Genomic DNA, 24,096 nt, shown 5'->3' on the forward strand with positions numbered 1-24,096 from the left:
GCTTTCCGAAGGAGACGCAGTGCATCTGCTGAGTGCCACCGCCGGCCTCGTGTTGGTGAACGGCGCGAGCTACGGCTTGCTGCTGTTCATGCTCTCGAGCGGTTTGACGCTGATCTTCAGCATGCTCGGCGTGCTCAATTTCGCGCATGCCAGCTTCTACATGCTCGGGGCGTACTTCGCCTATGCGCTGTCGGGGGCGATCGGCTTCTGGGCGGCGCTCGCGGTGGCGCCGCTCGTCGTCGGTGCGCTCGGTGCGGTGTTCGAGCGCGGCGTATTGCGGCGTCTGCGCTCGCGCGGCGCGCTCGCCGAGCTGCTGGCCACGTTCGGGCTGGCGTATGTGGTGGTGGAACTCGTCCAGCTTGCCTGGGGACGCGGGCCGGTGGAATACGGCGTGCCGGACGCGTTCGAGGGCGTGCTCGTCCCTGTGGCCGGCATTGCGGTGCCGGCTTACCGGTTGTTTCTGATGGGGCTTGCGTGTGCGATCGCGCTGCTGGTCTGGGCAGCGTTTCGCATGACGCGTGCCGGACTCATCGTGCAGGCCGCCCTGTCGCAGCCGGCCATGACGCAGGCGCTCGGATATGACGTCCCGGCGCTCTACACGGGCGTGTTCGCCTGCGGGGCGGCGCTCGCGGCACTGGCCGGTGCGGCCGGCGGCAATGTGCTGGTGACCGAGCCCGGCATGGCGGCGACCGTGGGCAGCGTGATTTTCGTGGTCGTCGTCGTAGGCGGGCTCGGTTCGCTCGGCGGCGCGTTCGTGGCGTCGCTGCTCATCGGCGTGTTGCAGACGTGGGCGGTCACGAGCGATGCGAGCCTCGCGTCGTGGTGGGGCGGTGCGATCGGCGGCGGACCGGACACCGGGGGCGAAGGCCGCTGGGCCGCCGTGACAGACCTGATGGCGCCGCTTGCGCAGTTGACGGTGGCGCAGCTTGCGCCGGCGGTGCCGTACCTGCTGATGGTGGCGGTGCTGCTGTGGCGTCCGCGCGGCCTCTTCGGCGTGCGGGAGGGCTGATGCGTCGGGCCGCCTCCGTTCGTCTGGCATTCGGGCCGTGGCGTGCGCGCGCGAGCCTGTGGCTCGCGTTTGCGGCGCTGCTCGTGGTCGCGCCATTGTGTTTTCCGTCCAACGCCGCGCTCACGGTGATGACGCAGATGGGCACGGCCGCCATTCTCGCGCTTTCGTTCAATCTGTTGCTCGGATCCACGGGGCTGCTGAGCTTTTGCCATGCCACGTATGCGGGCGTTGGCGCTTATGCGGGCGTGTGGTGCATGAACGGGATCGGCCTGCACGCGTGGCCCGTGTCGATGGCTGTCGTGCCGCTCGCGGGCGGCCTGGCGGCCGGGCTCGCGGGCGCGACGCTCGGCTACGTGACGACGCGTCGCGCCGGCATGACGTTCGCCATGATCACGCTCGGCGTTGCCGAACTGGTGTGGGTGGTGGCCGCGATGGTGCCGGCATGGTTCGGCGGCGAGCGCGGCATTCCGACCGACCGCACACTCGGCGCGCCCTGGCTCGGTGTGACGTTCGCAACGCAACGCGAGGTGTACGGCCTCGTGGCGATGTGGCTCTTCTTCTGTACGGCGGCGATGTATGGCGTGACGCGAACGCCGTTGGGATTTCTGGCGCGCGCCGTGCGCGACAACGCGGGGCGGGTGGCGTTTCTCGGTCAGTCGCCCGCTGCCGTGCGTTACCGCATGCAAATCATCGCGGCGGCGTTTGCCGGCGTGGCAGGCGCGCTCGGTGCGCTCAACTTCGAACTGGTCAGCGCAGACGCGTTCAGTCTGGAGCGTTCCGGAACCGTGCTGGTGTTCACCGTCCTGGGCGGCACGGCCTATTTTGCGGGACCGATGCTGGGCGCAGTCCTCGGCGTATTCGTGACGGTGGTGCTCGCCACGATCACGCGGGCGTGGCAGTTGTACCTGGGGCTGGCCTTTCTCGCGGTGGTGAGGTTCGCGCCGGGCGGGGTCGCCGGACTCGTCGCGCTACACGTTCGTGCGTGGCGTGCGGGTCTGGTGCGTGCGTTGTGGCTGCCGTATTCGGTGCTCGGTATGGGGCTCTTGCTCTTCGCGGGCGGTCTGACGGCCATCGTTGAAATGACTTATGCGTCGCGTCTGGCGGATAGCGCCGGGCCCTGGACGGCAGGCAGTGCGCACGGCCTGCCGGGTCTGGCCATGTGGGCTTGCGCGGCGGCCGCAGCGGCCGTGGGCTTGGCCGTGCTCGTGCGAGGGTGGCGGCGCCTGCGCATGGCGGCAACGCGCGCGGGGATGGCCGGGATGGCAGCAAGCGCGGGAATGGTGGGCATGGCGGGAATGGCGGAGATGGCGGAGATGGCGGAGATGAGGGAGATGACGGAGATGACGCGGTGAGGCGGCGTGATGCCGGCGCCGCGCCGTTGCCCGGGCAAGCCCTCAGCGTGCGCGGCGTGCGCAAGTCATTCGGACGAACCCGGGTGTTGAACGGCGTCGATCTCGCGCTCGCGCCGGGCGAGCGTCTGGCGATCATCGGGCCGAACGGCGCAGGCAAGAGCACGTTGTTCGACGTCATCACGGGCAGGACGCGCGCCGACGGCGGACGCGTATTGATGGGCGGGCGCGACATCACCCGGTGCGCCCCCCACCGGATCAGCCGCCTCGGACTGTCGCGCAGCTTTCAGACGTCGCAATTGTTCGGCCAGATGAGCGTCATCGATCATCTGCGTTGCGCCGCGTTGTGGCCCGACGGGCATCGGTACACGTTCTGGCGCCGCATGCGCGGTCTCGCGGACGTCACGCGCCGCAGCGAGGGGTGGCTCGCGCGCCTCGGGCTTGAGGACCGGCGCGACGTGCCGGCTGGGGCCCTCAGCTATGCGGAGCAGCGCGTGCTCGAGGTCGGCCTGTGCGCGGCGTCGGCAGGCAGCGTGATGCTGCTCGACGAGCCGACGGCCGGCATGAGCCAGTCGGAGTCGGCGCGCATGGTCGCGCTGATCGCGGCGCTCAGTCGCGGCCGCTCGCTGTTGATGATCGAACACGACATGAAAGTGGTGTTCTCGCTGGCGGACCGCATCGCGGTGCTTGCGCGGGGAACGGTCATTGCGTGTGACTCGCCGGCCCGGATTCGCGAGCATCCGGACGTGCGCATGGCCTATCTCGGTGAGTACGCGGATGCGCTGGACGACGCCGGTGCGCGCGAGGCGCGCAATGCTTGAGCTGATCGACGTTCGCGCGGGTTACGGCGGCAGCCGCGTGCTTCACGGCGTGACGATGCGCGTGGCGCCGGGCGAGATCGTGGCGCTGCTCGGCCGCAACGGCGCGGGGCGCTCCACGCTGGCACGCGCCATCATGGGGCAACTGCCGCGCCAGGGCGAAATTCGCTGGCACGGTCGGTCGCTGAGCGCGCTCGCCCCGCACGAGATTGCGCGCCTGGGTATCGGCTACGTGCCCGAGACGCGCGACGTTTTCGGCCCGCTGACCGTCGCGCAGAATCTGCTGCTCGGGCAGCGCGGCGCAAGGGTGCCGGCGATATCGTTGCCCACGGCGCCCGCGCCGGGCGTCGGCGACACGCTCACGCTCTCGCAGGCGTTCGAGCGTTTCGAGGAGCTTGCGCCGCGTCGGGATACGCCGGCCGGTGCGCTGTCCGGCGGCGAGCAGCAATTGCTCTCGCTGTGCCGGGCCATGATGGCCGGCCCGGGGCTGCTGATCGTCGATGAACCGACCGAAGGGCTGGCGCCGCGCGTCGTCGCGCGCATTGGCCGCATCCTGACCGATTTGCGCGCCACGGGCGTGGCAATCCTGCTCATCGAACAGAAGCTCACGCTTGCGCTTGGCTGTGCGCAACGGGTCGCCGTCATGGGGCGCGGCACATTGGTGTTCGAAGGCGCGCCGCAAGCGCTGGCGGCGGCCGAGGGCATTCGCCGCGAATGGCTCGAGGTGTAGGGCTGCGCTAGAATCGAACGATCGTCCTGCCGCGTTCTGTACGTTCTGCACGTTCGCGGCTCCCGCAACGACGCAAACAAGTATCAGGATAGAGACAACGATGAGCACGGCATACGAGGTTCGGGACGGCGTGGCCGTCATTACGCTGGAAAATCCGCCGGTCAACGGGCTGGGACACGCCACGCGCGCCGGCATTGCCGAAGGCCTGACGCGGGCGCAGGCCGACCCGCAGGTGCGCGCCATCGTTTTGATCGGCGGCGGCAAGGCATTTTCCGGTGGCGCCGACATCCGTGAATTCAACACACCGAAGGCCACGCAGAGTCCGCTGCTGGTTGACGTCATCGCGGCGCTCGATGCCTGCAAGAAGCCGGTCGTCGCCGCGGTGCATGCCGTCGCCATGGGCGGCGGGCTCGAACTCGCGCTCGCGTGCCACTACCGCGTGGCACTCCCGGGCGCGCAGATCGCGTTGCCCGAAGTGAAGCTGGGGCTCCTGCCCGGCGCGGGCGGCACGCAGCGTCTGCCGCGCGCCGTCGGCGTTGCCCGTGCGCTCGACATGGTCGTCACCGGCCGTGTCGTGAAGTCCGAAGCGCTCGCCGGCACGTTGTTTGCGAAGATGTTCGAAGGCAGCCATGACGATTTGCGCGAGGGCGCGATCGCGTTTGCCAACGACATGGCGGCGCGGGGCGGCGCACTCCCGCGTTTGCGCGACGCGGCCATCGAGGATGCCGACGGCTCGGCGAAGGCCGCCATCGAGGCGGCACGCGAAAAGGTGCAGCGCGAGCAGCCGCATTTCCCGGCCCCGCATAAGTGCGTGGCGGCCGTGGAGGCGGCGCTGCGGCGTCCGTTCGACGAAGGTGTGAAGTTCGAGCGCGAATGTTTCGTGGCGCTGGTCAGCTCGCCGGAGTCGAAGGCGCTGCGGCATGCGTTCCTCGGCGAGCGCGCGGCCGCCAAGATCGCCGACGTGCCCGACGATACGCCGGTGCGCACTATCGAGCGCGTTGCGGTGATCGGCGCAGGGACCATGGGCGGCGGCATCGCCATGACGTTCGCGAATGCGGGGCTGCCGGTGACGCTGGTCGACACGACCGAGGCGGCGCTCTCGCGCGGCGTCGAGGCGATGCGCGGCAACTACGGGCGTGCCGTCACGCGCGGCAAGCTGAGCGCCGAGGAAGCGGACAAGCGTCTGGCGCGTATTCGGGGCAGTACGGATTTCGCCTCGGTGGCCGACGCCGATCTGATCGTCGAAGCGGTGTTCGAGGACATGGCCGTCAAGCAGGTGGTGTTCCGCGAGCTCGACAAGGTGGCGAAGGCAGGGGCCATTCTGGCGTCGAATACTTCCACGCTCGACCTCGATGCACTGGCGCAGACCACGTCGCGTCCGCAGGACGTGATCGGCATGCACTTCTTCAGCCCGGCCAACGTCATGCGCCTGCTCGAGGTCGTGCGCGGGGCGAATACGGGCAAGGACGTGCTCGCCACGGTCATGAAACTGGCCAAGCGCATTGGCAAGCTCGCCGTGGTGGCGCGCGTGTGCGACGGATTCATCGGCAACCGCATGCTCGAGCCGTATTTCAAGCAATCGCAGTGGATGGTCGAGCAGGGCGCCACGCCCGCGCAGGTCGACGCCGCCATCGAGCGCTTCGGCTTCGCGATGGGGCCGTTCCGCACGAGCGATCTGACGGGCAACGACGTGAGCTGGGCGATTCGCAAGCGCCGTCATGCCGAGCATCCCGGCATTGCGTACCCGAAGATCGCCGACGTGCTGTGCGAGGCGGGCCGTTACGGGCAAAAGACGCACGCCGGATGGTACGACTATGCGCAGGGGGATCGCACGCCGCGCGAGTCGGCCAAGGTGGCGCAGATGGTCGAGGACTATCGCCGCGAGCATGGTATTACGGCCCGCACGTTTTCGGACGAGGAAATCGTGGATCGGCTCGTGTACGCGCTGGTCAACGAGGGCGCCAAGGTGCTCGCCGACGGCACGGCGGCGCGCGCATCCGACATCGACATGGTCTATCTGAATGGCTATGGGTTCCCGCTGTGGCGCGGCGGCCCCATGCTCTACGCCGATATGGTCGGGCTGGACAGGGTGCTCGCGCGGGTGCGCGAGTTCGAGAAGGCCGAACACGGCGAGGACTGGGCGCCCGCGGCGCGCCTGGTCGAACTGGCCGACGCCGGCAAGCGGTTCAATGGGTGACGGTCGGACGACCGTAATGAAGTCGCAACGAGGCCGTAACGATGACGAGCGGCGACGCCGATGAAGGCATGAGAACGACGTGAGGACGATGGGATGAAACCGATGGACGAGGTGCTGCTCGTGATCGACGTGCAAAACGACTTCATGCCCGGCGGCGCGTTGGCGGTGCCGCGCGGTGACGAAGTGGTGCCGGCGATCAACGCGCTCGCCAGTACGTTTGCGCACGTCGTGCTCACGCAGGACTGGCATCCTTCGGATCACGTCTCCTTCGCCGAAAACCACGCGGGACGCCAGGCGTTCGAGACGATTCGGCTGCCATACGGCGAGCAGGTGCTCTGGCCCGCGCACTGCGTGCAGGGCACACACGGCGCGGCGCTGCATGCGGCGCTGCACGCACCGCATGCCCAGGCGGTCGTGCGCAAGGGCTATCAGGCCCACGTCGATAGTTACTCCGCGTTCGTGGAGGCGGACCGCAAGACGCCCACGGGGCTCGCCGGTTACCTACGCGACAAGGGCGTGAGGCGCGTGCATTGCGTGGGGCTGGCGACCGATTTCTGCGTCGCCTGGAGCGCGCTCGACGCGAAGGCGGCGGGCTTCGACGTTTGCGTAATCGAACATGCGTGCCGGGCCATCGACCTCGATGGCTCGCTCGCGGCGGCATGGGCGTCGCTCGCAGCAGCAGGCGTGGCGCGCGAGTGACGGCGCATCGGCGCAAGAGCCGCATGCGGTGTGCGCCGACGGGCGGCAAGGCCCGTGGGTCCAATGACAATTCGGTACGCCCCCGCTAGGGGCGTGTGCCTTTGACAAACGGCGGAATGATGAAAACGTTTTACCAGGCAGGGCACTACGGCCGGGGCGCGCAATGACGGCGCTCTCGATCCGGTCGGGCTTCATCGATCACCTCGGCATCGAACTGCTGCGCGCCGAGGGCGGCGAGTCGGAGTTGCGGCTTGCACTCGCACCGCAGCATCTCAATAGCTGGGAAGTGATGCACGGCGGCGTGACGATGGCGTTGCTCGACGTGGCGCTGAGCACCGCCTGTCGGAGTACGGCGCCGCAGGGCACGGGCGTTGTCACGATCGAGATGAAGACGAGCTTCATGCAGCCGGGCGCGGGAGAGATGCGCGCGTTCGGGCGCCTGCTGCATCGGTCCACGACAATGGCCTATTGTGAAGGCGAGGTGCGCGATGCCGAGGGCAAGCTGGTGGCCAAGGCGATGGGCACTTTCAAGTATTTGCGTCGTCTCGCGGTGGGGCGCGACATTCGTCAGCAGCGTCGTCCCGACGATCCGCGCGGCGACTGATCCGAAGCTCCCAACGGAGGAATGCCATGACGATCAACCGCCAGATTCTTCTGGTCTCACGCCCCAAGGGCGAACCCACGCTCGAGAACTTCCATCTGGCGGCGCCCGAATTGCCCGAGTTGGGCGAAGGTCAGGTGCTCGTGCGCAATTTCTATCTGTCGCTCGATCCCTACATGCGCGGTCGCATGAACGACACGAAGTCTTACGCGCCGCCTCAGCCGCTCGACACGGTAATGATCGGCGCGACCGCCGGCGAGGTGATCGAGTCGCGGCATCCGGACTGGCAGCCGGGCGACGCCGTCACGGCCATGTTCGGCTGGCAGGAGTACGGCATTTCGGACGGCTCGAATCTGCGGCGAATCGACGTGGCGCGCGTGCCAATGAGCGCCTATCTGGGCGCCGCGGGCATGCCGGGCGTCACGGCGTGGTACGGCCTGAAGCGCATCATCGCACCGAAGGCGGGCGAGACGGTGGCGGTCAGCGCGGCCTCGGGCGCCGTCGGCAGCGTGGTCGGGCAACTGGCCAAGCGCGCGGGATGCCGGGTTGTCGGCATCGCGGGCGGCGAGCACAAGTGCGCGTATGTCGTCGAGACGCTGGGCTTCGACGCGTGCATCGACTACAAGGCGGGTCATCTCGACGAGGCGCTGCGCGACGCGGCGCCCGACGGCATCGACGGATATTTCGAGAATGTGGGCGGTGCGGTGCTCGACGCCGTCCTCATGCACCTGAACGCTCACTCGCGCATCGCGCTGTGCGGCATGATCGCCGGCTACAACGGCGATCCGATTGCGCTGAAGCACCCGGCGCTGCTCCTGACGAACCGCGTGCGCCTCGAGGGTTTCATCGTCACCGAGCATATGGATGTCTGGCCGCAGGCGCTGACGGAGTTGGCCGACGCGATCGCCGCGGGTGAGCTGCGATACCGCGAGACGATGGCGCAGGGCATCGAGAACGCGCCGGCGGCGTTCCTTGGCCTGCTCAGAGGCGAGAATTTCGGCAAGCAGATCGTCAGGTTGGTGTGACGGGCCGCGCTCGCGTACCTGCGGCGCGCCAGGGCGCGGCGGCGCGCACCCCGGCCCGCGTCAGATTGGCGTGGCCTCGAAGCGATAGCGTTGCAGGTCGCGCAGTTCGTCGGGGCGCTGGCCGGGCGCGACGGTCGATTCGGTAAGCTCGATCACGCCGTTGCGGTGATACCGAAGCAACGTCGTGCACCGCGTGCCGTAAGCGGGTGAGGTGATGAACGCGGCCGAGAGTTTCTTTTCCCAGGCGGGCGGCACACCCGTCCTGGGCAGCGCATCGTCGAGCGCTTCGGTGGTGTCGCGCATGAGGCCGAGCAGCGCGAGGTCGTCGGCGTCGTGGCCGAGCGCGTCGGCCAGTGCGTCGCGTCGGCTCACCAGCTTCGGCCATGGCGTATCGAGCAGCGCGTTCGACAGGCCATGGACGCCCGGGGCGATCGCGTGCGCCATGGGTCTCACGCACGCGGCGGCCTGCGGCGCACCGTTCGCGCGCGTGACGGGCCTCCCGGATTCCGGCAACTCGGCCAATGCCGCCCTCGCCGCCGTATCCCGATTCCCGAGCCAGAACAGCTTACCGGCGGGCAGATCTCCGGTGAGCAAATTGAATCCCGCGTATTCGTGAGCGTGCCGCTCCACACGTGTAAGATCGTCGTCGAACGGCGTGGCGTCGAGCATGGCGCAGACGAGCAGGCCGCGCGACGGTGCATCCTTCGGCGCCATCGGCGCGCGGCCGTCACGGAAGTTGGTCAGCGCGGCGAAGCGCCCGGCGCGATTGACGCCCATCCAGGTGCCGCCGCCGCGAAGGTCGCGCCCGGCGAGCACGTCGCGCCGGTCGCGCCACCAGTGCATGGGTTCGGCGGGGCGCTCGAAGAATTCGTCGCGATTGGCGAGCAGCACCAGCGGCGTGGCAGCGTCAGGCCGCCAGGAGAAAACGATCAGGCACATGGGCTCGGGGCGTCGACAAAGCACTCGATGTGAAGGCCGCCCTCGATGAGCGCCGCGAGTCCGCATTCGCGGGCCAGTTCGGGCAGCGCCGTCACGAACGCTGCGTCCACGCCGTCGTATCGCTCCATCCACGTGAGGGCGCCTGCGGCGGCATCGTTGGCCGATGCATCGGCGCGCCACTGCAGGCGCCCGCCAACGCCGAAGCGCTCGGCCACCAAGGCGAAGCACCGCGCGACGGCCTGTCGCGCGGCTGCCGCGTGGCAAGACGGGACGCGGTAGTAGACGTAACAGTCCATCGGCAGGCGAGCGGGCGGCTCAGGAGGCCGCGGCAGACGACGCGGGCGCTTGCGTCGGATCGACGATCGCGTATGGCAGCTCGGCGAACGCGAGGGCAGGGCCGTCGACCGTGCCGAGCCGCACGTCGTCGGCTTCGCGCGAGGCGAGCTTCACCTCGACCAGCGCATCGTAGCCGCCGTGCGGCGCGGGCGCCGCCTGTACGACCATGCCGCAGGGCTGGTCCGGATCGCTCGTCTCGACCAGTTCCTGGCCGGGCGTCGGCGCGCTGCCGTCGACGTGTGCGAGATGCAGACGCCGTTTGATCGTGCCGCGGTACTGGCTGCGCGCCACGACTTCCTGCCCCGGATAGCAGCCCTTGCGGAAGCTCACGCCGCCGACGACTTCCCAGTTCACCATCTGCGGCACGAACTGCTCTTGCGTGGCAGTCGTCACGCGCGCCACGCCGCTGTGGACCTCGAGCCATGCGGCGAGCGCCGGGTCCACGACTGCGTCGGCGGCTTGCGTCAGCGCCTGCCAGACCTGCGCCACGTGCGAGACCGGCACACTCCACAGGAACCGCGAGAGCGAGCGCGCCGCGCCTGCGGCCGGCAGACGCACGAGGCTTGTCGGCGCTTCGCCGAGCACGGCGTGCGAGGCCGCCAGCGGTGCGTCGGGCAACGCGCCGAACGTGCCGGCAAGAACCGCCTCGACACCCGGGCCGCCAACCTGCAACAGGACGTGCGTGCCCGTCGCGTCGGTGAGCTTTGCCTTGGCGCGCAGCACGAACATCGACAGCCGCTTCTGAACGGCGGCTTGCACGGCGGCGTCGCAGGCGAGGTAGATCGTGCCTTCGGGCGATGCATCGCGCCACATCAGGAACGTGGCGAGCAAGCGGCCCTTGGCCGAGCAGTAGCCGGCCAGCCGGGCCTGTGCCGGCGCAAGCCGTTCGACGTCGTTGGTGAGCTGGCCGTGCAGGAAGGCGCCCGCGTCCGCGCCGTTGACGGCGATGAGACCGGTGTCGCTCGCTAGGCAGACGAAGCTGCCGCGCTGCAGCGCCTCGAACTGCACGGCGCGCGCGCTGGCGTGGGACGAAACGTCGGAAGGGTCGGAAGGGCCGGAAGGGCCGGAAGGGCCGGAAGGATCCGAGTAGGCCGCGGCTGCCGCTTGCGGCAGAAGATCATGCCATTGGGAGGTCATAAACGGGGGTGCCTGTCAATCTGTGAGGGTTCGGCAAGTCAAAGTATTATATTGGGTCTTCCGCCAGGACGTGCGAGCCGGCCCCGCGCGCAAAACGCGCGCGCAGGCGCGGCATTCGCTCCCGCGCCTGCGGCGGACCGAGCCCCCCGAACCCGCTGCCGCCGCCACGCGGCTTACCCTGCAATTCATGTCTTTCATCAAACGCCTGTTCGTCCTGCTGATAGTCGCCGCGCTGGCGGCGGGCGGCGCCTTCTATTACTGGGCGCAAGCGCCGCTGCAACTGGACAAGCCCACGCTGGACGTCACGATCAAGCCCTACAGCTCGGTGCGCAGCGTGGCCGCGCAATTGCGCGCGGGGGGCGTGCCGGTGCACCCGCTGCTGTTCAACCTGCTCGCTCGCGTCATGGATGTGGGCACGCGCCTCAAGTCCGGCAACTACGAGTTCGCGACCGGCATTACGCCTTACGAGGTGATGGAAAAGCTCGCGCGCGGCGACGTCAACCAGTATGTGGTGACGATCATCGAGGGCTGGACGTTCAAGAAAATGCGCAGCGAGATCGACGCCAATCCGGCGCTGCGCCACGACACCGCCGGCCTGCCGGATGCCGACGTGATGCAACTGGTGGGCGCCGATCGCGCCGAGGCCGAGGGTATGTTCTTTCCCGATACGTACCTTTTTCCGAAAGGCACCAGCGACATTGACATCTACAAACGCGCGTATCGCCTGATGCGCAAGCGCCTGGACGAGGCATGGGCTTCGCGCGCGCCGGGCCTGCCGTACACGACGCCGTATGAAGCGCTCATCATGGCGTCGCTCGTCGAGAAAGAGACGGGGCAGGCGGCCGAGCGCGGGCAGGTCGCCGCCGTGTTCGTGAACCGCCTGCGCAAGCGCATGCTGTTGCAGACCGATCCCACGGTGATCTACGGCATGGGCGAGCTGTACACCGGGCGTCTGCGCAAGCGCGATCTGCAGACGGACACGCCGTACAACACGTACACGCGCGCCGGCTTGCCGCCCACGCCGATCGCGCTGCCGGGCGTGGCGTCGCTGGCCGCCGCGCTCAATCCGGCGCCGACCGACGCCCTGTACTTCGTGGCGCGCGGCGACGGCACGAGCCATTTCTCGACGAATCTCCAGGAGCACAATCGCGCCGTGGACAAATATCAACGAGGTGAGCAATGACGTCATCCACCGGGACGCCGGCCGCAGTGCCGGGCAAGTTCGTGACCTTCGAAGGTATTGACGGCGCCGGCAAGAGCACGCACGTCAACGCCTTCGTCGAAACGTTGCGCCAGGGGCTCGCGAGCGTGGGGCGCAGTGTCGTGGCGACGCGTGAGCCGGGCGGCACGCCGCTGGGCGAAGCGCTGCGCAAACTGGTGCTCGACGAACCGATGGACCTCGAGACGGAAGCGCTGCTGATGTTCGCCGGCCGTCGGGAGCATCTGGCCAAGGTCATCGAGCCGGCGCTCGCCCGCGGCGATTGGGTGGTGTCCGATCGCTTCACCGACGCCACCTTCGCGTACCAGGGCGGCGGCCGCGGTTTGTCGCTCGAGAAACTGGCGATTCTCGAGCGCTGGGTGCACGGCGCGCGTCAGCCGGATCTCACGATCCTGTTCGACCTCGATCCGGCCATTGCCGCCGCGCGGCTCGCGGGCGCGCGCGCGCCGGACAAATTCGAGCGCGAGTCGGCCGCCTTCTTCACGCGGGTTCGCGAAGCGTACCTTCGTCGGGCGGAGGCTTCGGCCGGACGCTTCGTCGTGATCGACGCCGCGCAGAGCATCGACGCCATCGCGGCCGAGCTCGCCGGCGTGTACGTCCGGCTGGGACTGCCCGGGCACGGAACGCGCTGACGCGCGATAATCGCCGGTAATCCGATACCCTTCCGGCCAAGGAGGCCCCATGCTGTATCCGTGGCAGTCACAGGACTGGACACGCCTTAACGATCTTCGCGCCCAGATGCCGCACGCGTTGCTGCTGCAAGCGGTGCCCGGCATCGGCGAAATCGAGCTCGCGCGCGCACTTGCGCAGGGGCTGCTGTGCGAGTCGCCGCGCGGCGATCACCAGCCGTGCGGCACATGCGGCGCGTGCCAATGGTTTGCCAGCGGTAACCACCCGGACTTTCGCGCCGTGTGCCCGGAGGCGCTCGCCGACACGCTGCCCGGCGCCGAAGCCCGGGCCGAGGCCGAGGGCGACAAGAAGACCAAGACGCCGAGCAAGGAAATCAAGATCGAGCAGGTGCGCGAGGTGATCGACTTCGCGAGCCTCGGCTCGCACCGGCAAGGACGCCGCGTCGTGTTGCTCTTCCCGGCCGAGGCGCTCAATGTGCACGCCGCCAACGCGTTGCTCAAGACGCTCGAAGAACCGCCCGAAGGCGTGGTCTTCCTGCTGGTCACCACACAGCCCGACCGTCTGCTGCCGACGATCCTCTCGCGCTGCCGCCGCATGGTGCTCACGCGCCCGGACGCCGCCCAGGCAACCCAATGGCTGATGGGCGACGCCGGGCTCGATGCGGCGAGCGCCGCAGCCGTGCTTGCGGAGGCCGGCGGCGCGCCGCTCGCCGCCCGCGCGCTCGCCGGACCGGACGAGCGTGGTTGGCGCGACTGGCTGTTGGGACAACTCGCGCAGGGCGGGGCCATCGATGGTTTTGCCTGCGCCGAGCAACTGCACAAGGGCAATCTGCCGGGCATTCTCGACACGCTGCAACGCTGGTGCTTCGACGTTCTGGCCGAGCGCATGGCCGGCACCGCGCGGTTTTTCCCGAGCCACGCCCAGGCGCTGCAGCGCTGCGGCGAGGCGACCGACGACGTTCGCCTGCTCGGGTTCCTGCGCGAACTCGCCCAGCAGCGTCAGGTGCAGAATCATCCGCTCAACACGCGAGTGCTGCTCGAGGCGCTGTTCCTGCAATACAAACAGTTGTTCGGCGGCCCGGCCTCACTTTGACGCGCGCCCCGACGACCGATCGCACATCATGTTCATCGATTCACACTGCCATATCAATTTTCCCGAGCTGGCCGAGCAGATGCCGGCCCTGCTCGAACGCATGCGCGAGAACAAGGTCAGCCACGCGCTGTGCGTGTCGGTCGACCTGCCGACGCTGCCGCAGGTGCTGGAAATCGCCGCGCAGCACGAGAACGTCTACGCGTCGGTCGGCGTGCATCCCGATTACGAGGATACGCCGGAGCCGAGCGTCGACGATCTGGTGAAGCTCGCAGCGACGCCGAAGGTCGTTGCCATCGGCGAGACCGGCCTCGATTACTACCGCCTCGAGGGCCGCACCGTCGACGACATGGAGTGGCAGCGCGAGCGCTTTCGCACGCATATCCGCGCCGCGCGCGCCACGGGCAAGCCGCTGATCATCCACACGCGCTCGGCCGCTGCCGACACGCTGCGCATCATGCGCGAGGAGCACGCCGGCGAGCCGGCAGGCGTCATGCACTGCTTCACCGAGAGCTGGGAAGTGGCCCAGGGCTCGCTCGACCAGAACTTCTATATCTCGTTCTCGGGCATTGTGACGTTCAAGAGCGCACGCGATCTGCAGGACGTCGCGCGCCGCGTGCCGCTCGATCGCATGCTGATCGAGACGGATTCGCCCTACCTTGCGCCCGTGCCGTATCGCGGCAAGCTGAACCAACCCGGCTACGTGCGCCACGTAGCCGAATGCATTGCGGACCTGCGCGGCGAACCGCTGCAGAGGATCGCCGATGCCACCACGGAGAACTTCTTTCGCCTTTTCGCGACGGCCAGACACTGAGTTCCCGGATTCTGCGCCTTCTCTCGTGCCTTCCCTTATGCCTTTCCCCGGACCACCGACAGGAGCTCCCGATGCGTAAATTCTTGATGATCCGAGCCTGGATGTTGCTCAGCGTGCTGTGGCTCGCCGCCTGCGCGAGCGCCGCAACGTCCAACACGGCGCTGGTCAAGGCCGTCGTCTTCAACGATACGAAGGCGGTTGCCGAGGCGCTCAAGGCCGGCGTCGATCCGAACTCGACCGACGAGAAGGGCAATCCGCTGCTGGTCATTGCCATGCGCGAGAAGTCGACGGACGTGGCGCGTTTGCTGATCGACGACAAGCGCACGGACCTGGACGCGACTAACGCGGCCGGCGAGAACGCGATGATGATTGCGTCGCTGCAGGGCCTCGCCCCGATGGTCAAGCGGCTCATCGACAAGGACGCCGAGGTCAACAAGAAGGGCTGGGCGCCGCTGCACTACGCGGCAACGAACGGGCACGACGACATCGTGCAGATGCTGCTCGACGCGTCGGCTTACGTCGACGCCGAATCGCCCAATGGCACCACGCCGCTCATGATGGCGGCGCGCGGCGGACACATCACCACCTGCAAGGTACTGCTCGACGGCGGCGCCGACGTTCGCCTGAAGAACCAGCTCGGCATGACGGCCGTCGACTTTGCCAACCAGGCGCATCAGACGGAAATCGCCGACGGTCTGCGCAAGCGCATGGCGCAGGTGCAGCAGTCGCGTCCGGCCGGCAAGTAAGGCCGCCGCGCGGCCGAGGCCACCCCACGCCGCGCCACGGCGCATCACGACATGTCTCTGGGCGCCCCGTGGCGGCCGGCGCCGCCGAGAAACGCTCGCGCTCCGGCCATTCCCTCCGAGAACACCACGGCGTGTCCCGCTGCGCCCTCCTGGCGCAGCGCATCTTCGAGCGGCAGATCCCATTGGGCGTAGGCAGCCCGGCGGTCGGCGCGCAACGCGCCCTGCGGCAGCGCCGCGAGCTGTTGTGCGAGCGCCACGGCGCCCTGGCGCGCCATGCCCTCTGGCACCAGCCGGTTCACCAGTCCGATTTCAAACGCTTCTCGCGCGCCCACCGCACGGCCGGTCAGGATCAGGTCCAGCGCGCGGCTCATGCCGATCAGGCGTGGCAGGCGCACGGTGCCGCCGTCGATGAGCGGCACGCCGAAGCGGCGACAGAAGACGCCGAACGTCGCCGAGTCGTCCGCGACACGCAGGTCGCACCACAGCGCGAGCTCCAGTCCGCCCGCGACCGCGTGACCGCTCACGGCAGCGATCACCGGCTTGTCGAGGTGTCGCCGCGTGAGCCCCATCGGGCCGTCGCCGCTGCCGTCGGGCGTGACGACGTTGCGCCGCTGCGGGTCGTCGAACGCTGACAGGTCGGCGCCCGCGCAAAAAGCCGCACCCTTGCCGCAGAGCACGGCCACGCTCGCGTTGTCATCCTGCTCGAAGGCGAGCAGGGCGTCGCGCAGCGCCGCGGCCATGTCGCGGTCCACGGCATTGCGACGCCCGGGCCGGGCGAGCGTGATGATGGTGACGGGCCCGTCGGTCTCCACTTCGACACAGGGGGCGGCCGCGGGGTCCGGATGTGCTGAATGTTGGCTCATGGCGGGTCTCCTTACGCGCTCGCAGGGGCCTGGCTGGCGCCGGGCGGCGCGGATGCACCCCTCGCATGCACCGCACGCCGCGCGAACGCCGCCGTCGGCGACGGTCCGGCCCGGCCAGTCGAGGTCGCCGAGTCAGCGGCGCTTGTGCCGCCGCCCGTGCGGGGCGATCGACGCAGGAGCCGCCGACGGCGGCCTCGGGCCGCGCATCAGGCGGCCGCCGGGTGCGCGCAGCGCAGCAGGGCCGGGCAGGCGGCGACCGCCGGCTGACGGAGGTCGGCGATGAAGCGGTCGCGCCATGTAGACAGATTATGCTCGCGAAGCTTCGCCATCATGCTTTCGTAGCGAGACTGCCGCTCGGAGAGCGACATGTTGAGCGCCGTGCGAAGCGCCTCGGCCATGCAGTCGATGTCGTAGGGATTCACGATCAGTGCGCCGTCGAGTTCCTGCGCGGCCCCCGCGAAACACGACAGGACGAGCACGCCCGGGTCGGCCGGATCCTGCGATGCGACGTACTCCTTGGCCACCAGATTCATGCCGTCGCGCAGCGGCGTGACGTAGCCAACCTGCGAGGCGCGGAAGAAGGACATCAGCACCTCGTGGTCGTAGCGCTTGTTCACGTAGCGCAGCGGCGTCCACGCCATGTCGGAAAAACGGCCGTTGATATGGCCCGCCTCCGCCTCCAGTTGACGGCGGATCTCGCCGTACCCGGCCACATCCGAGCGGCTCGGCGGCGCGATCTGCACGAAGCTGACCGTGCCCTGCTGGTTCGGCCACAACTCGAGCATGCGCTCGAAGGCGCGGAAGCGTTCGAGCATTCCCTTCGAATAGTCGAGGCGGTCCACGCTCATGATGAGCTTGCGCTCCTGCAGTCCCTGCTTGAGATCGAGAATGTGCTTGACGGTCGAGCGCGCGGTGGCCTGCTGCTGGATCTCGTCGGGGTAGACGCCGATCGGATACACGCCCGTGCGCAGGGTGCGTCCATAGGCCGTGATAGTGCCGTCGCTGTTCAGCGTGGCGCCCGCATAGCGCACGAGATAGTCGGTAAACGCCGTGCGGTCGATCTCGGTCTGGAAGCCGACGAGATCGTATTCGCACATCGCGCGCACGAGTGCCTCGTGCGGCGGTACGGTCATGAGCACCTGCGGCGACGGGAACGGGATATGCAGGAAGAAGCCGATGCGCTGCTTGAGCCCGATCTGGCGGCACGCCTGCGCGAACGGCAGCAGATGGTAATCGTGCACCCAGATCAGGTCGTCGTGCTCGAGCAGCGGGGCGAGCAGCGAAGCGAAACGGGCGTTGACATGGCGATAGCCGTTGTAGTCGTCGCGTTCGAAGCGGGTGAGGTCGTCGCGGTAGTGGAACGTCGGCCACAGGGTCGCGTTGGAGAAGCCGCGATAGTAGGTGTTGTAGTCGCGTCGCGTGAGCGGCACCGTGGCAAAGGTGACGTTGTTGCGGTGCGCGATCTCGGGCGCGGTGGCCGGCTCGGCGTCGATCTCGCCGTTCCAGCCGAACCACATGCCTCCAGTGTCCTTGAGCGCGTCGAACACACCGATGGCCAGCCCACCGGCGGTCGGTTTGCCCTCGGTGATGGGGGCGACCCGGTTCGACACGATGACTAAGCGGCTCATACTCCATTCTCCTGTGAGGTGTGGCGAGGCGGGCCGTGTCGCAACGTCAGCAGCCAGGCGGTGAGCGCCTCGGGCGACGGCAAACGATGGCGGGCACAGGTCTGCCCCTCGCCGATCTTGATCGTGATGCCGCCAAGGGCGTTCACGTCGGCAAAACCTGCCTCGTCCGTCAGGTCGTCACCGGCGAAAAGCGGTGTGCGCCCGGCGAACGGGGTCTCCTTCAAAAGCGTGGTAATGGCGCTGCCCTTGCTCACATGGCGGGGGCGCAGTTCGAACACGAGCTTGCCCGGCTGCAGCGCGAAGCGCTCGGCGTGCACCTCGGCCAGCGCCGACATGGTCTCGCGCGCCACGCCCGCCAGTTCCGGCGCTCCGCGATAGTGCAGCGCGAGAGCGCTTCCCTTGTTCTCCAGCAGCAGCCCGGGGTGCTGCGCCACGAGCGCCTGCAGCGGCGCGACCATTGCGGCGACCTGCGCGGTGTCTTCGGCGTGGCCCTCGACGCGCCGCCACTGGCCGTCGGCATGGCGGATCTCGGCGCCGTGCAGGCCCGCGGCGGGTACTCGCAGCGGCGCGAGCAGGCCGTCGATGTCGTCGATGGTGCGCCCCGAGACGACCGCCACGGCGCCGGAGGTGCGCTCGAAGAGGCTCGCGAGTACCGAGGCCGTGTCGCGCGGCAGGCGCACCGCGTCGGGACGCCCGGCCAGCGGAGCGAGCGTGCCGTCGAGGTCGAAAAAGAATGCCGTCGTGGCAACGTCGACGACGCAGGTGTCGGCCGGCGTGGTTTCCGAGGCCGCTGGCGTCGCTGACGCCGCTGATGCCGCCGGCCTGGCCGGCTGGTGAGACGCTAAAGGCTGCTGCATGGCACTCCGTCGCTTCGTGCCGCAGGTCGATAGGTCGTATCCGGCGCCGTTCCGAGGGATCAGGCGGGCATGGGCAAGGGTAGACGAGACGTGCGGCGGTTCGGTGGGCGTAAGAGCGCGGTCAGGCCGCGCGGATAGATTCATCCTAATCAGTCAAAAAACGGCAGACAGTCGTCCTATCTATGAAATTACTGTCGGATGAGACCTACAAGGCGTAGAAAGTAAAGTTGATATTGAATATGAGAATCGTTTGCAATAACATGCGATATCGCCGCTGAGCGTCCACCGGGGACGGCGGCACGGCACACACTTGCCACGCACGCGCCATCGCCGGCGTACCGACGTGCGTCGGACGACAAAAATGATGAAAAGACTGTGGTTTCAGCTGCACTGGTTCTTCGGTATTACGGCCGGGCTGGTGCTGGCGGTGGTCGGGCTCACCGGCGCGCTGCTCTCCTATGACGACGAACTGACCCGCGCCTTGAGCCCGGGCGTGATGACGGTGCCCGTGCGGGATACCGCGCCGCTGCCCGTGGCGGAGCTCGTCGCACGCGTGCATGAAGCGGCGCCCGAGCGCCGCATCCTGCTCATGACGCTCACGCGCTCGCCGGAGGACGCCGTTGGCGTGCGGCTGTCCACCGGGGACGGGCCGCGCGGCGAGACGTATTTCGTCGATCCGTACACGGGTCAGATGCTCGGGCGCTCGAAGGCGGACGTGGTCTTCCGCTTCATCATGGACGTCCACCGGTTTCTGACGATCGACGGCATCGGCAAGCAGATCACCGCCGCGGCCACGCTGCTGCTGTTCCTGCTCGCCCTGTCGGGTCTCTATCTGCGGTGGCCGCGACGTGTCGGCAACTGGCGCGCGTGGCTGCACATCGACGTCAAGAAGCGCGGCCGGCCATTTCTGTGGAACCTGCACGCGGTCATCGGCACGGTGGTGCTGGTGCCGTACCTGCTCTCTGCCGTCACGGGGCTGTACTGGTCGTATGACTGGTGGCGCGGCATGCTCTTCACGATCGCAGGCGTGGAGCAGCCGGTGCGCAATCGCCCGGCGCAGGCGCCCAAGGGCGGCAAGAACGGGGCGCGTGACGAGGGCAGGAAAGCCGTGTTGTCTGATCTCGGTTCGACCTCCATCGGCGACATGAGGGTGGTCTGGGACAGCTTCAGCGCACGCGTGCCGAACTACACCAAGGTCTATCTGCGTCCGTCGCAGAAGCCCGGAGGGCCGCTGCAGGTGACGTGGCTCGATGACACCGCACCGCACGAGCGTGCGTTCAGTCGCATGGACGTCGTGCCGGCCTCGGGCGAAATCAGGAACGAGGAACGCTACGGCGAGAAGACGCTCGGCGCTCGGCTGATGACCAGCATCTACGCGCTGCATCGCGGCAGTTTCTTCGGGCAGGCGGGCATCATCATCATGATGCTCTCGAGCCTCATGATGCCGGTCTTCTTCGTGACGGGCTGGATGCTTTACCTCGACCGTCGCAAGAAGAAGCGTGCGCTGGCCGCCTCGCGGGTGGCCGGGGCCGACCACGGCGCGAACACGGCCGCGGGTGCGCTGACGGACGATGGCGTATTGATCGGGTACGCGAGCCAGAGCGGCGTGGCGGAAGGCCTCGCGTGGCAGACGGCCGGCATGCTGCAAGGCGCGGGCGTGCCCGCCCAGATCCAGCCGCTCGCGCGCATCGGCGAGGCGCAGCTCGGGCGCGCCAGGCGAGCGCTTTTCATCGTGAGCACCTTTGGCGACGGCGAACCGCCCGACAGTGCGCGCCGTTTCGCACAACAGTTGATGAATCAGGCCATGGCGTTGCCCGGCTTGCGCTTTGCCATGCTTTCGCTCGGCGACAGTCACTATGAGCGCTTCTGCGGCTTCGGCCGCAAGCTCGACGGATGGCTTCGGGCGCAGGGCGGGGTGGCGGCGTTCGAGCCGATCGAGGTCGATCGCGGCGATCCGGGCGCCTGGGCGCGCTGGCAGGAGCGCCTGGGGGAATGGCTGGGCCGGCCCCTCGGACCCCTTGGCCCCCTTGGCTCCGTTGGTCCCGTTAGTGCTCCTGTCGCGGCGAAGCAGGGTGCGGCGCCGGCCTTTGCGCCGTGGAAACTCGTCGAGCGCCTCGAACTGAACCCCGGCAGCGCCGGGCTGCCCGCGTATCATCTGGCCTTCACTCCACCGCCTGGCGCCACCTGGGTCGCCGGCGATCTGGTCGAAGTGCGGCCGAGCCACACGGCCGCCCGCGTCGAGGCGTTCCTCTCGGGCAGCGTGTGGGCGCCCGACGTGCGCGTGAGTGTGGCCGGACACGCCCTCACGCTTGGCGAGGCGCTGCGCGAGCGAGTGCTGCCCGATGCGGCCCCGCCGGCCGGCGTCGATTTGCAGGACTGGCTCGAGCACCTTGCCCCGCTGCCCGAGCGCGAGTACTCGATCGCCTCCACGCCTGCCGAGGGCAAGCTGATGCTACTGGTGCGCCAGGCGCGTCGCCCGGACGGCTCGCTGGGACTCGGCTCCGGCTGGCTGACCGATGGGGCGGCGCTCGGCGAGGGCGTGACGATGCGCGTGCGGCCGAATCCGGGGTTTCACGGCCCCGACGACGCCCGTGGCATGATCCTGATCGGCAACGGCACCGGACTGGCGGGATTGCGCGCGCACCTGGCCGCGCGCATCGCGCAGGGGCGCGTGCGCAACTGGCTCATCTTCGGTGAGCGCCAGGCGGCGCATGACAGCTTCCACGACGCTACGCTGCGCGAGTGGCTGGCCGAGGGCGGCATCGCGCGGCTCGATCGAGTCTATTCGCGCGATCAGGTGCAGCGCGTCTACGTCCAGGACAAGGTGCGCGAGTCGGCGCGGGATATTGCCGCGTGGGTGGCGCAGGGCGCATCGATTTACGTGTGCGGCAGTCTCGCCGGCATGGCGCCCGCGGTCGACGCCGCGCTTGCCGAGGCGCTCGGCGCCGAGGTATTGCTCGATCTGTCGGCGCAGGGCCGCTATCGCCGCGACATCTACTAGACGGATACGCGGCGTGTGCTAACTTGGTGAGAGCGAACTTGACGAGAAACAGGGCCTGTGCGATATCAGGCCCTTTTTGATCGTCCGTAAGATCGTCCGTAAATCGTGCATTGGCGAGGCGTGGCGGCTGTGCGCGCATCGTGTCGTTTCATCGTGGGAGGCCCCATGACGGCAACGTGGCAGATCGTGGTGCATGGGCGGGTGCAGGGCGTCGGTTTTCGCGCGGCCTGCGTGGCCGAGGCGCGCAAGATCGGGGTGCGTGGCTGGGTGCGCAACCGCCGCGACGGCACCGTCGAGGCGATCGCGCAAGGCGACGCTGCGCAATTGCTGGCGTTTTGCGAGTGGATGCGTCATGGGCCGCCTGGGGCGCAAGTGTCGTCCTGCGATGTCGACAAGGCCTGGCAGGCGCAGACGCCGCTCGTCGGCTTCGAGCAGCGGGGCAGCCTCTGAGGCCCGTCCCGGCTTGCCGGCGGTGTGATGGGGCAGGGCGGGAAGGGCGGGAAGGCGCAAAGGCGGGGCGGACGCATTTAGCCGCCCCCATTTAACGGGGCATTTGCGATGGACTTCGGCCGGCGCTAGCCGCGTCGCGACCGACGCGAGCGCCCTGCGGGCCATCAGGCGGCGAGGGCGAGCGAGCCGGAAGCGGCGGCGACACTGCCGCTGTCGACGGGTGCCGGCTGCGCAGCGTCGTGCGACGACAAACGGAACAGCGCCACGGATTCGCGCAGACGCGCCGCCTGCACTTCGAGGGCCGCCGCGGCCGCCGAGGCCTCTTCCACGAGCGCCGCGTTCTGCTGCGTCATCTCGTCCATCTGTGTGACCGCGCGGTTGACCTGCTCGATACCGCTCGATTGCTCGACGCTGGCCGCGGAGATCTCACCCATGATGTCGGTCACGCGCTTGACCGACTGCACGACTTCCACCATCGTCGCGCCGGCGCGCTCGACCAGGCGGGTGCCGACTTCCACGCGGCTGCCGGACGCCTCGATCAGCCCCTTGATTTCCTTGGCCGCCGACGCGCTGCGCTGCGCCAGCGTGCGCACTTCGCCGGCCACCACCGCAAAGCCCCGGCCCTGCTCGCCCGCGCGGGCGGCTTCCACGGCCGCGTTGAGCGCGAGGATATTGGTCTGGAACGCGATGCCGTCGATCACCGTCAGGATGTCGGTAACCTTTTGCGACGCCTCGGCGATGTCGCGCATCGTCGTCACGACTTCCTGCACGACCTCGCCGCCGCGCGAGGCGGTGTCCGACGCCGTCACGGCGAGCTGACTCGCGGCGCGCGCATTTTCGGCGTTTTGTTTCACGACGGCCGTGAGCTCCTCCATGCTCGCGGCCGTCTGCTCGAGCGACGACGCCTGCGATTCGGTGCGCTGCGACAGATCGGCGTTGCCTTGCGCGATCTCGCGGGCGCTGGCGTGAATCGCCTCGGTGCTCTCACGCACGGTGCCGACCGTGCTGGCCAGTCCGTCGCGCATGCGGCCCAGCGCGCCGAAGAGCTGCCCCATCTCGTTGTTGGTGCGTTGCTCGACGCGCTGGCTCAGGTCGCCCGCCGCCATGCGCTCGAAATGCGCGATGACCTCGCGGATCGGCCGTAGCACGGCGCGGGCGAGCATGGCGCGCCCCCACAGGGCCAGACACAGCGCGACGACCAGCGTGGCCCCCAGCGCAATGCGCATCACGCTGTAGCGCTGCTGCGCGGCCTCGTAGCGCGCCTTCTGACGCGCGATCTGGATGTCCTGGAGCTCGCGCATGCCCGCGTCGAGCGCGCTGTAAGCGGCCGGCGCGACGCGCGCCTGAATCTGATGGAAGCCGGCCACGTCGCCCTGCTTGAGCGCGTTGAGGGCCGGCGTGACGACTTTGTCGAAGAAGGCCTTGCGTTTCTCGTCGGTGGCCTTGGCGACCTCCGCCTCGTGCGCATCTTCTTTGGGACGATTCAGATAATCCTTCCAGAGGGCATCGGCGGTGGCGATGTATTGGGTGCCGCGCTTGAGCACCTTGTCCGATTCTTCCGGGTCCGCACCCAGGCTGACGTAGGACGCGTATGTCGCCATGGACAGACGAGTCCGCAGGATCTGCTCGCTCGTGCCCTTGAGCTCGGCCAGTGCCGGGGTGTCTTCCGTGGCCATCTTGCTCAGGGAGTCGTTGCTGGAGCTCAGTGCCTGAAGGCCCAGAGCGCTGACGAGGACAAGCAGTGCACCAAGCAAACCTAAGACCAGTGTCAGGCTGGTCCGAATCGTAATGTTCTTATACATATGGATCGATGGATTGTGTGCCCGGGTCGCGTAGGAGTGCGCGCGGCCTCCCCGTCCGTCGGAAAATGCATGACGGGGCATAGGGATTATCGGCAGATGAGAGGCAGAACTTGAGCCGTTCGGCTTCGGGCAAGTCCGAAAGCGCGGGGTACGCAGG

General features: G+C 68.4%; 22 protein-coding genes. 15 read left to right on the plus strand and 7 right to left on the minus strand.

The features are described 5' to 3' along the window. Nucleotides 1–19: 19 nt before the first annotated feature. The 8 genes from PNO31109_RS03565 (at nucleotide 20) to PNO31109_RS03600 (ending at nucleotide 8,428) form a co-directional block, all read left to right on the plus strand. The gene (locus PNO31109_RS03565; protein ID WP_150554277.1) at nucleotides 20–1,009 is read left to right on the plus strand and encodes a branched-chain amino acid ABC transporter permease; all 990 of its coding nucleotides are present in this window, start codon (nucleotides 20–22) and stop codon (nucleotides 1,007–1,009) included. Continuing rightward, nucleotides 1,009–2,361: a branched-chain amino acid ABC transporter permease gene (locus PNO31109_RS03570; RefSeq protein ID WP_244958120.1), complete on the plus strand. Its 1,353-nt coding sequence runs from the start codon at nucleotides 1,009–1,011 to the stop codon at nucleotides 2,359–2,361. The genes PNO31109_RS03565 and PNO31109_RS03570 overlap by 1 nt, the downstream gene beginning before the upstream one ends. 86 nt (nucleotides 2,362–2,447) lie before the next feature. Beyond that, complete coding sequence (locus PNO31109_RS03575) at nucleotides 2,448–3,179, plus strand: ABC transporter ATP-binding protein (RefSeq protein ID WP_241013853.1); 732 nt, start codon at nucleotides 2,448–2,450, stop codon at nucleotides 3,177–3,179. Continuing rightward, on the plus strand, nucleotides 3,172–3,906 hold the full coding sequence (locus tag PNO31109_RS03580) for an ABC transporter ATP-binding protein (protein ID WP_150554278.1): 735 nt from the start codon (nucleotides 3,172–3,174) through the stop codon (nucleotides 3,904–3,906). The genes PNO31109_RS03575 and PNO31109_RS03580 overlap by 8 nt, the downstream gene beginning before the upstream one ends. 100 nt (nucleotides 3,907–4,006) lie before the next feature. After that, nucleotides 4,007–6,103, plus strand: coding sequence for a 3-hydroxyacyl-CoA dehydrogenase NAD-binding domain-containing protein (locus PNO31109_RS03585; protein WP_150554279.1), 2,097 nt, complete (start codon nucleotides 4,007–4,009; stop codon nucleotides 6,101–6,103). Between the two features lie 93 nt (nucleotides 6,104–6,196). Next, a complete protein-coding gene (pncA, locus tag PNO31109_RS03590) occupies nucleotides 6,197–6,802 on the plus strand; it encodes a bifunctional nicotinamidase/pyrazinamidase (RefSeq protein ID WP_150554280.1) in 606 nt (201 codons plus the stop codon). A 163-nt stretch (nucleotides 6,803–6,965) separates the two neighbouring features. Then, nucleotides 6,966–7,406 carry a PaaI family thioesterase gene (locus PNO31109_RS03595; RefSeq protein ID WP_150554281.1) on the plus strand — a complete coding sequence of 147 codons (441 nt, stop codon included), beginning with the start codon at nucleotides 6,966–6,968 and terminating at the stop codon, nucleotides 7,404–7,406. 26 nt (nucleotides 7,407–7,432) lie between these two features. Further along, on the plus strand, nucleotides 7,433–8,428 hold the full coding sequence (locus PNO31109_RS03600) for an NADP-dependent oxidoreductase (RefSeq protein WP_150554282.1): 996 nt from the start codon (nucleotides 7,433–7,435) through the stop codon (nucleotides 8,426–8,428). Nucleotides 8,429–8,488: 60 nt separating this feature from the next. On the opposite strand, the gene PNO31109_RS03605 is transcribed toward PNO31109_RS03600, so the two are convergent. The 3 genes from PNO31109_RS03605 to ygfZ are packed head-to-tail and all read right to left on the minus strand — an operon-like array spanning nucleotide 8,489 to nucleotide 10,840. Then, a complete protein-coding gene (locus PNO31109_RS03605) occupies nucleotides 8,489–9,367 on the minus strand; it encodes an NRDE family protein (protein ID WP_150554283.1) in 879 nt (292 codons plus the stop codon). Beyond that, nucleotides 9,358–9,663 carry a DUF4936 family protein gene (locus PNO31109_RS03610; RefSeq protein WP_150554284.1) on the minus strand — a complete coding sequence of 102 codons (306 nt, stop codon included), beginning with the start codon at nucleotides 9,661–9,663 and terminating at the stop codon, nucleotides 9,358–9,360. Before PNO31109_RS03610 ends, PNO31109_RS03605 begins: the two co-directional genes overlap by 10 nt. A gap of 19 nt (nucleotides 9,664–9,682) precedes the next feature. Next, on the minus strand, nucleotides 9,683–10,840 hold the full coding sequence (ygfZ, locus tag PNO31109_RS03615) for a CAF17-like 4Fe-4S cluster assembly/insertion protein YgfZ (protein WP_150554285.1): 1,158 nt from the start codon (nucleotides 10,838–10,840) through the stop codon (nucleotides 9,683–9,685). Nucleotides 10,841–11,027: 187 nt separating this feature from the next. Between ygfZ and mltG the strand changes: the two genes are divergently transcribed. The 5 genes from mltG (at nucleotide 11,028) to PNO31109_RS03640 (ending at nucleotide 15,338) form a co-directional block, all read left to right on the plus strand. After that, a complete protein-coding gene (gene mltG / locus PNO31109_RS03620; protein ID WP_150554286.1) occupies nucleotides 11,028–12,023 on the plus strand; it encodes an endolytic transglycosylase MltG in 996 nt (331 codons plus the stop codon). Continuing rightward, the gene (gene tmk / locus PNO31109_RS03625; RefSeq protein WP_150554287.1) at nucleotides 12,020–12,691 is read left to right on the plus strand and encodes a dTMP kinase; all 672 of its coding nucleotides are present in this window, start codon (nucleotides 12,020–12,022) and stop codon (nucleotides 12,689–12,691) included. Before mltG ends, tmk begins: the two co-directional genes overlap by 4 nt. A 49-nt stretch (nucleotides 12,692–12,740) precedes the next feature. Beyond that, nucleotides 12,741–13,781: a DNA polymerase III subunit delta' gene (gene holB / locus PNO31109_RS03630; RefSeq protein ID WP_150554288.1), complete on the plus strand. Its 1,041-nt coding sequence runs from the start codon at nucleotides 12,741–12,743 to the stop codon at nucleotides 13,779–13,781. A gap of 28 nt (nucleotides 13,782–13,809) precedes the next feature. Continuing rightward, nucleotides 13,810–14,592: a TatD family hydrolase gene (locus PNO31109_RS03635; RefSeq protein WP_150554289.1), complete on the plus strand. Its 783-nt coding sequence runs from the start codon at nucleotides 13,810–13,812 to the stop codon at nucleotides 14,590–14,592. A 71-nt stretch (nucleotides 14,593–14,663) separates the two neighbouring features. Next, nucleotides 14,664–15,338 (plus strand): ankyrin repeat domain-containing protein, encoded by a 675-nt coding sequence (locus tag PNO31109_RS03640; RefSeq protein ID WP_150554290.1) that lies wholly within the window; start codon nucleotides 14,664–14,666, stop codon nucleotides 15,336–15,338. Nucleotides 15,339–15,382: 44 nt separating this feature from the next. On the opposite strand, the gene PNO31109_RS03645 is transcribed toward PNO31109_RS03640, so the two are convergent. The 3 genes from PNO31109_RS03645 to otsB all read right to left on the minus strand — a co-directional run bounded on the left by PNO31109_RS03645 (nucleotide 15,383) and on the right by otsB (nucleotide 18,686). After that, nucleotides 15,383–16,201 carry a crotonase/enoyl-CoA hydratase family protein gene (locus PNO31109_RS03645; RefSeq protein WP_150554291.1) on the minus strand — a complete coding sequence of 273 codons (819 nt, stop codon included), beginning with the start codon at nucleotides 16,199–16,201 and terminating at the stop codon, nucleotides 15,383–15,385. Nucleotides 16,202–16,407: 206 nt separating this feature from the next. Then, entirely contained in the window at nucleotides 16,408–17,829 is a 1,422-nt protein-coding gene (gene otsA / locus PNO31109_RS03650) for an alpha,alpha-trehalose-phosphate synthase (UDP-forming) (RefSeq protein ID WP_150554292.1), read from the minus strand. Continuing rightward, nucleotides 17,826–18,686, minus strand: a complete 861-nt coding sequence (otsB, locus tag PNO31109_RS03655; protein ID WP_150554293.1) for a trehalose-phosphatase — start codon at nucleotides 18,684–18,686, stop codon at nucleotides 17,826–17,828. The genes otsA and otsB overlap by 4 nt, the downstream gene beginning before the upstream one ends. 361 nt (nucleotides 18,687–19,047) lie before the next feature. On the opposite strand from otsB, the gene PNO31109_RS03660 reads away from it, so the two are divergent. Together PNO31109_RS03660 and PNO31109_RS03665 are read left to right on the plus strand one after the other, a co-directional pair. Next, on the plus strand, nucleotides 19,048–21,687 hold the full coding sequence (locus PNO31109_RS03660; protein ID WP_217433180.1) for a PepSY domain-containing protein: 2,640 nt from the start codon (nucleotides 19,048–19,050) through the stop codon (nucleotides 21,685–21,687). A 165-nt stretch (nucleotides 21,688–21,852) separates the two neighbouring features. Beyond that, entirely contained in the window at nucleotides 21,853–22,137 is a 285-nt protein-coding gene (locus PNO31109_RS03665) for an acylphosphatase (RefSeq protein ID WP_150554294.1), read from the plus strand. Between the two features lie 164 nt (nucleotides 22,138–22,301). Here PNO31109_RS03665 and PNO31109_RS03670 read toward each other — a convergent pair whose 3' ends face one another. Then, the gene (locus tag PNO31109_RS03670; RefSeq protein ID WP_150554295.1) at nucleotides 22,302–23,939 is read right to left on the minus strand and encodes a methyl-accepting chemotaxis protein; all 1,638 of its coding nucleotides are present in this window, start codon (nucleotides 23,937–23,939) and stop codon (nucleotides 22,302–22,304) included. Nucleotides 23,940–24,096 lie beyond the last annotated feature (157 nt).

Origin of the sequence: Pandoraea nosoerga, from assembly GCF_902459585.1 — a bacterium.
Classification (GTDB): domain Bacteria; phylum Pseudomonadota; class Gammaproteobacteria; order Burkholderiales; family Burkholderiaceae; genus Pandoraea; species Pandoraea nosoerga.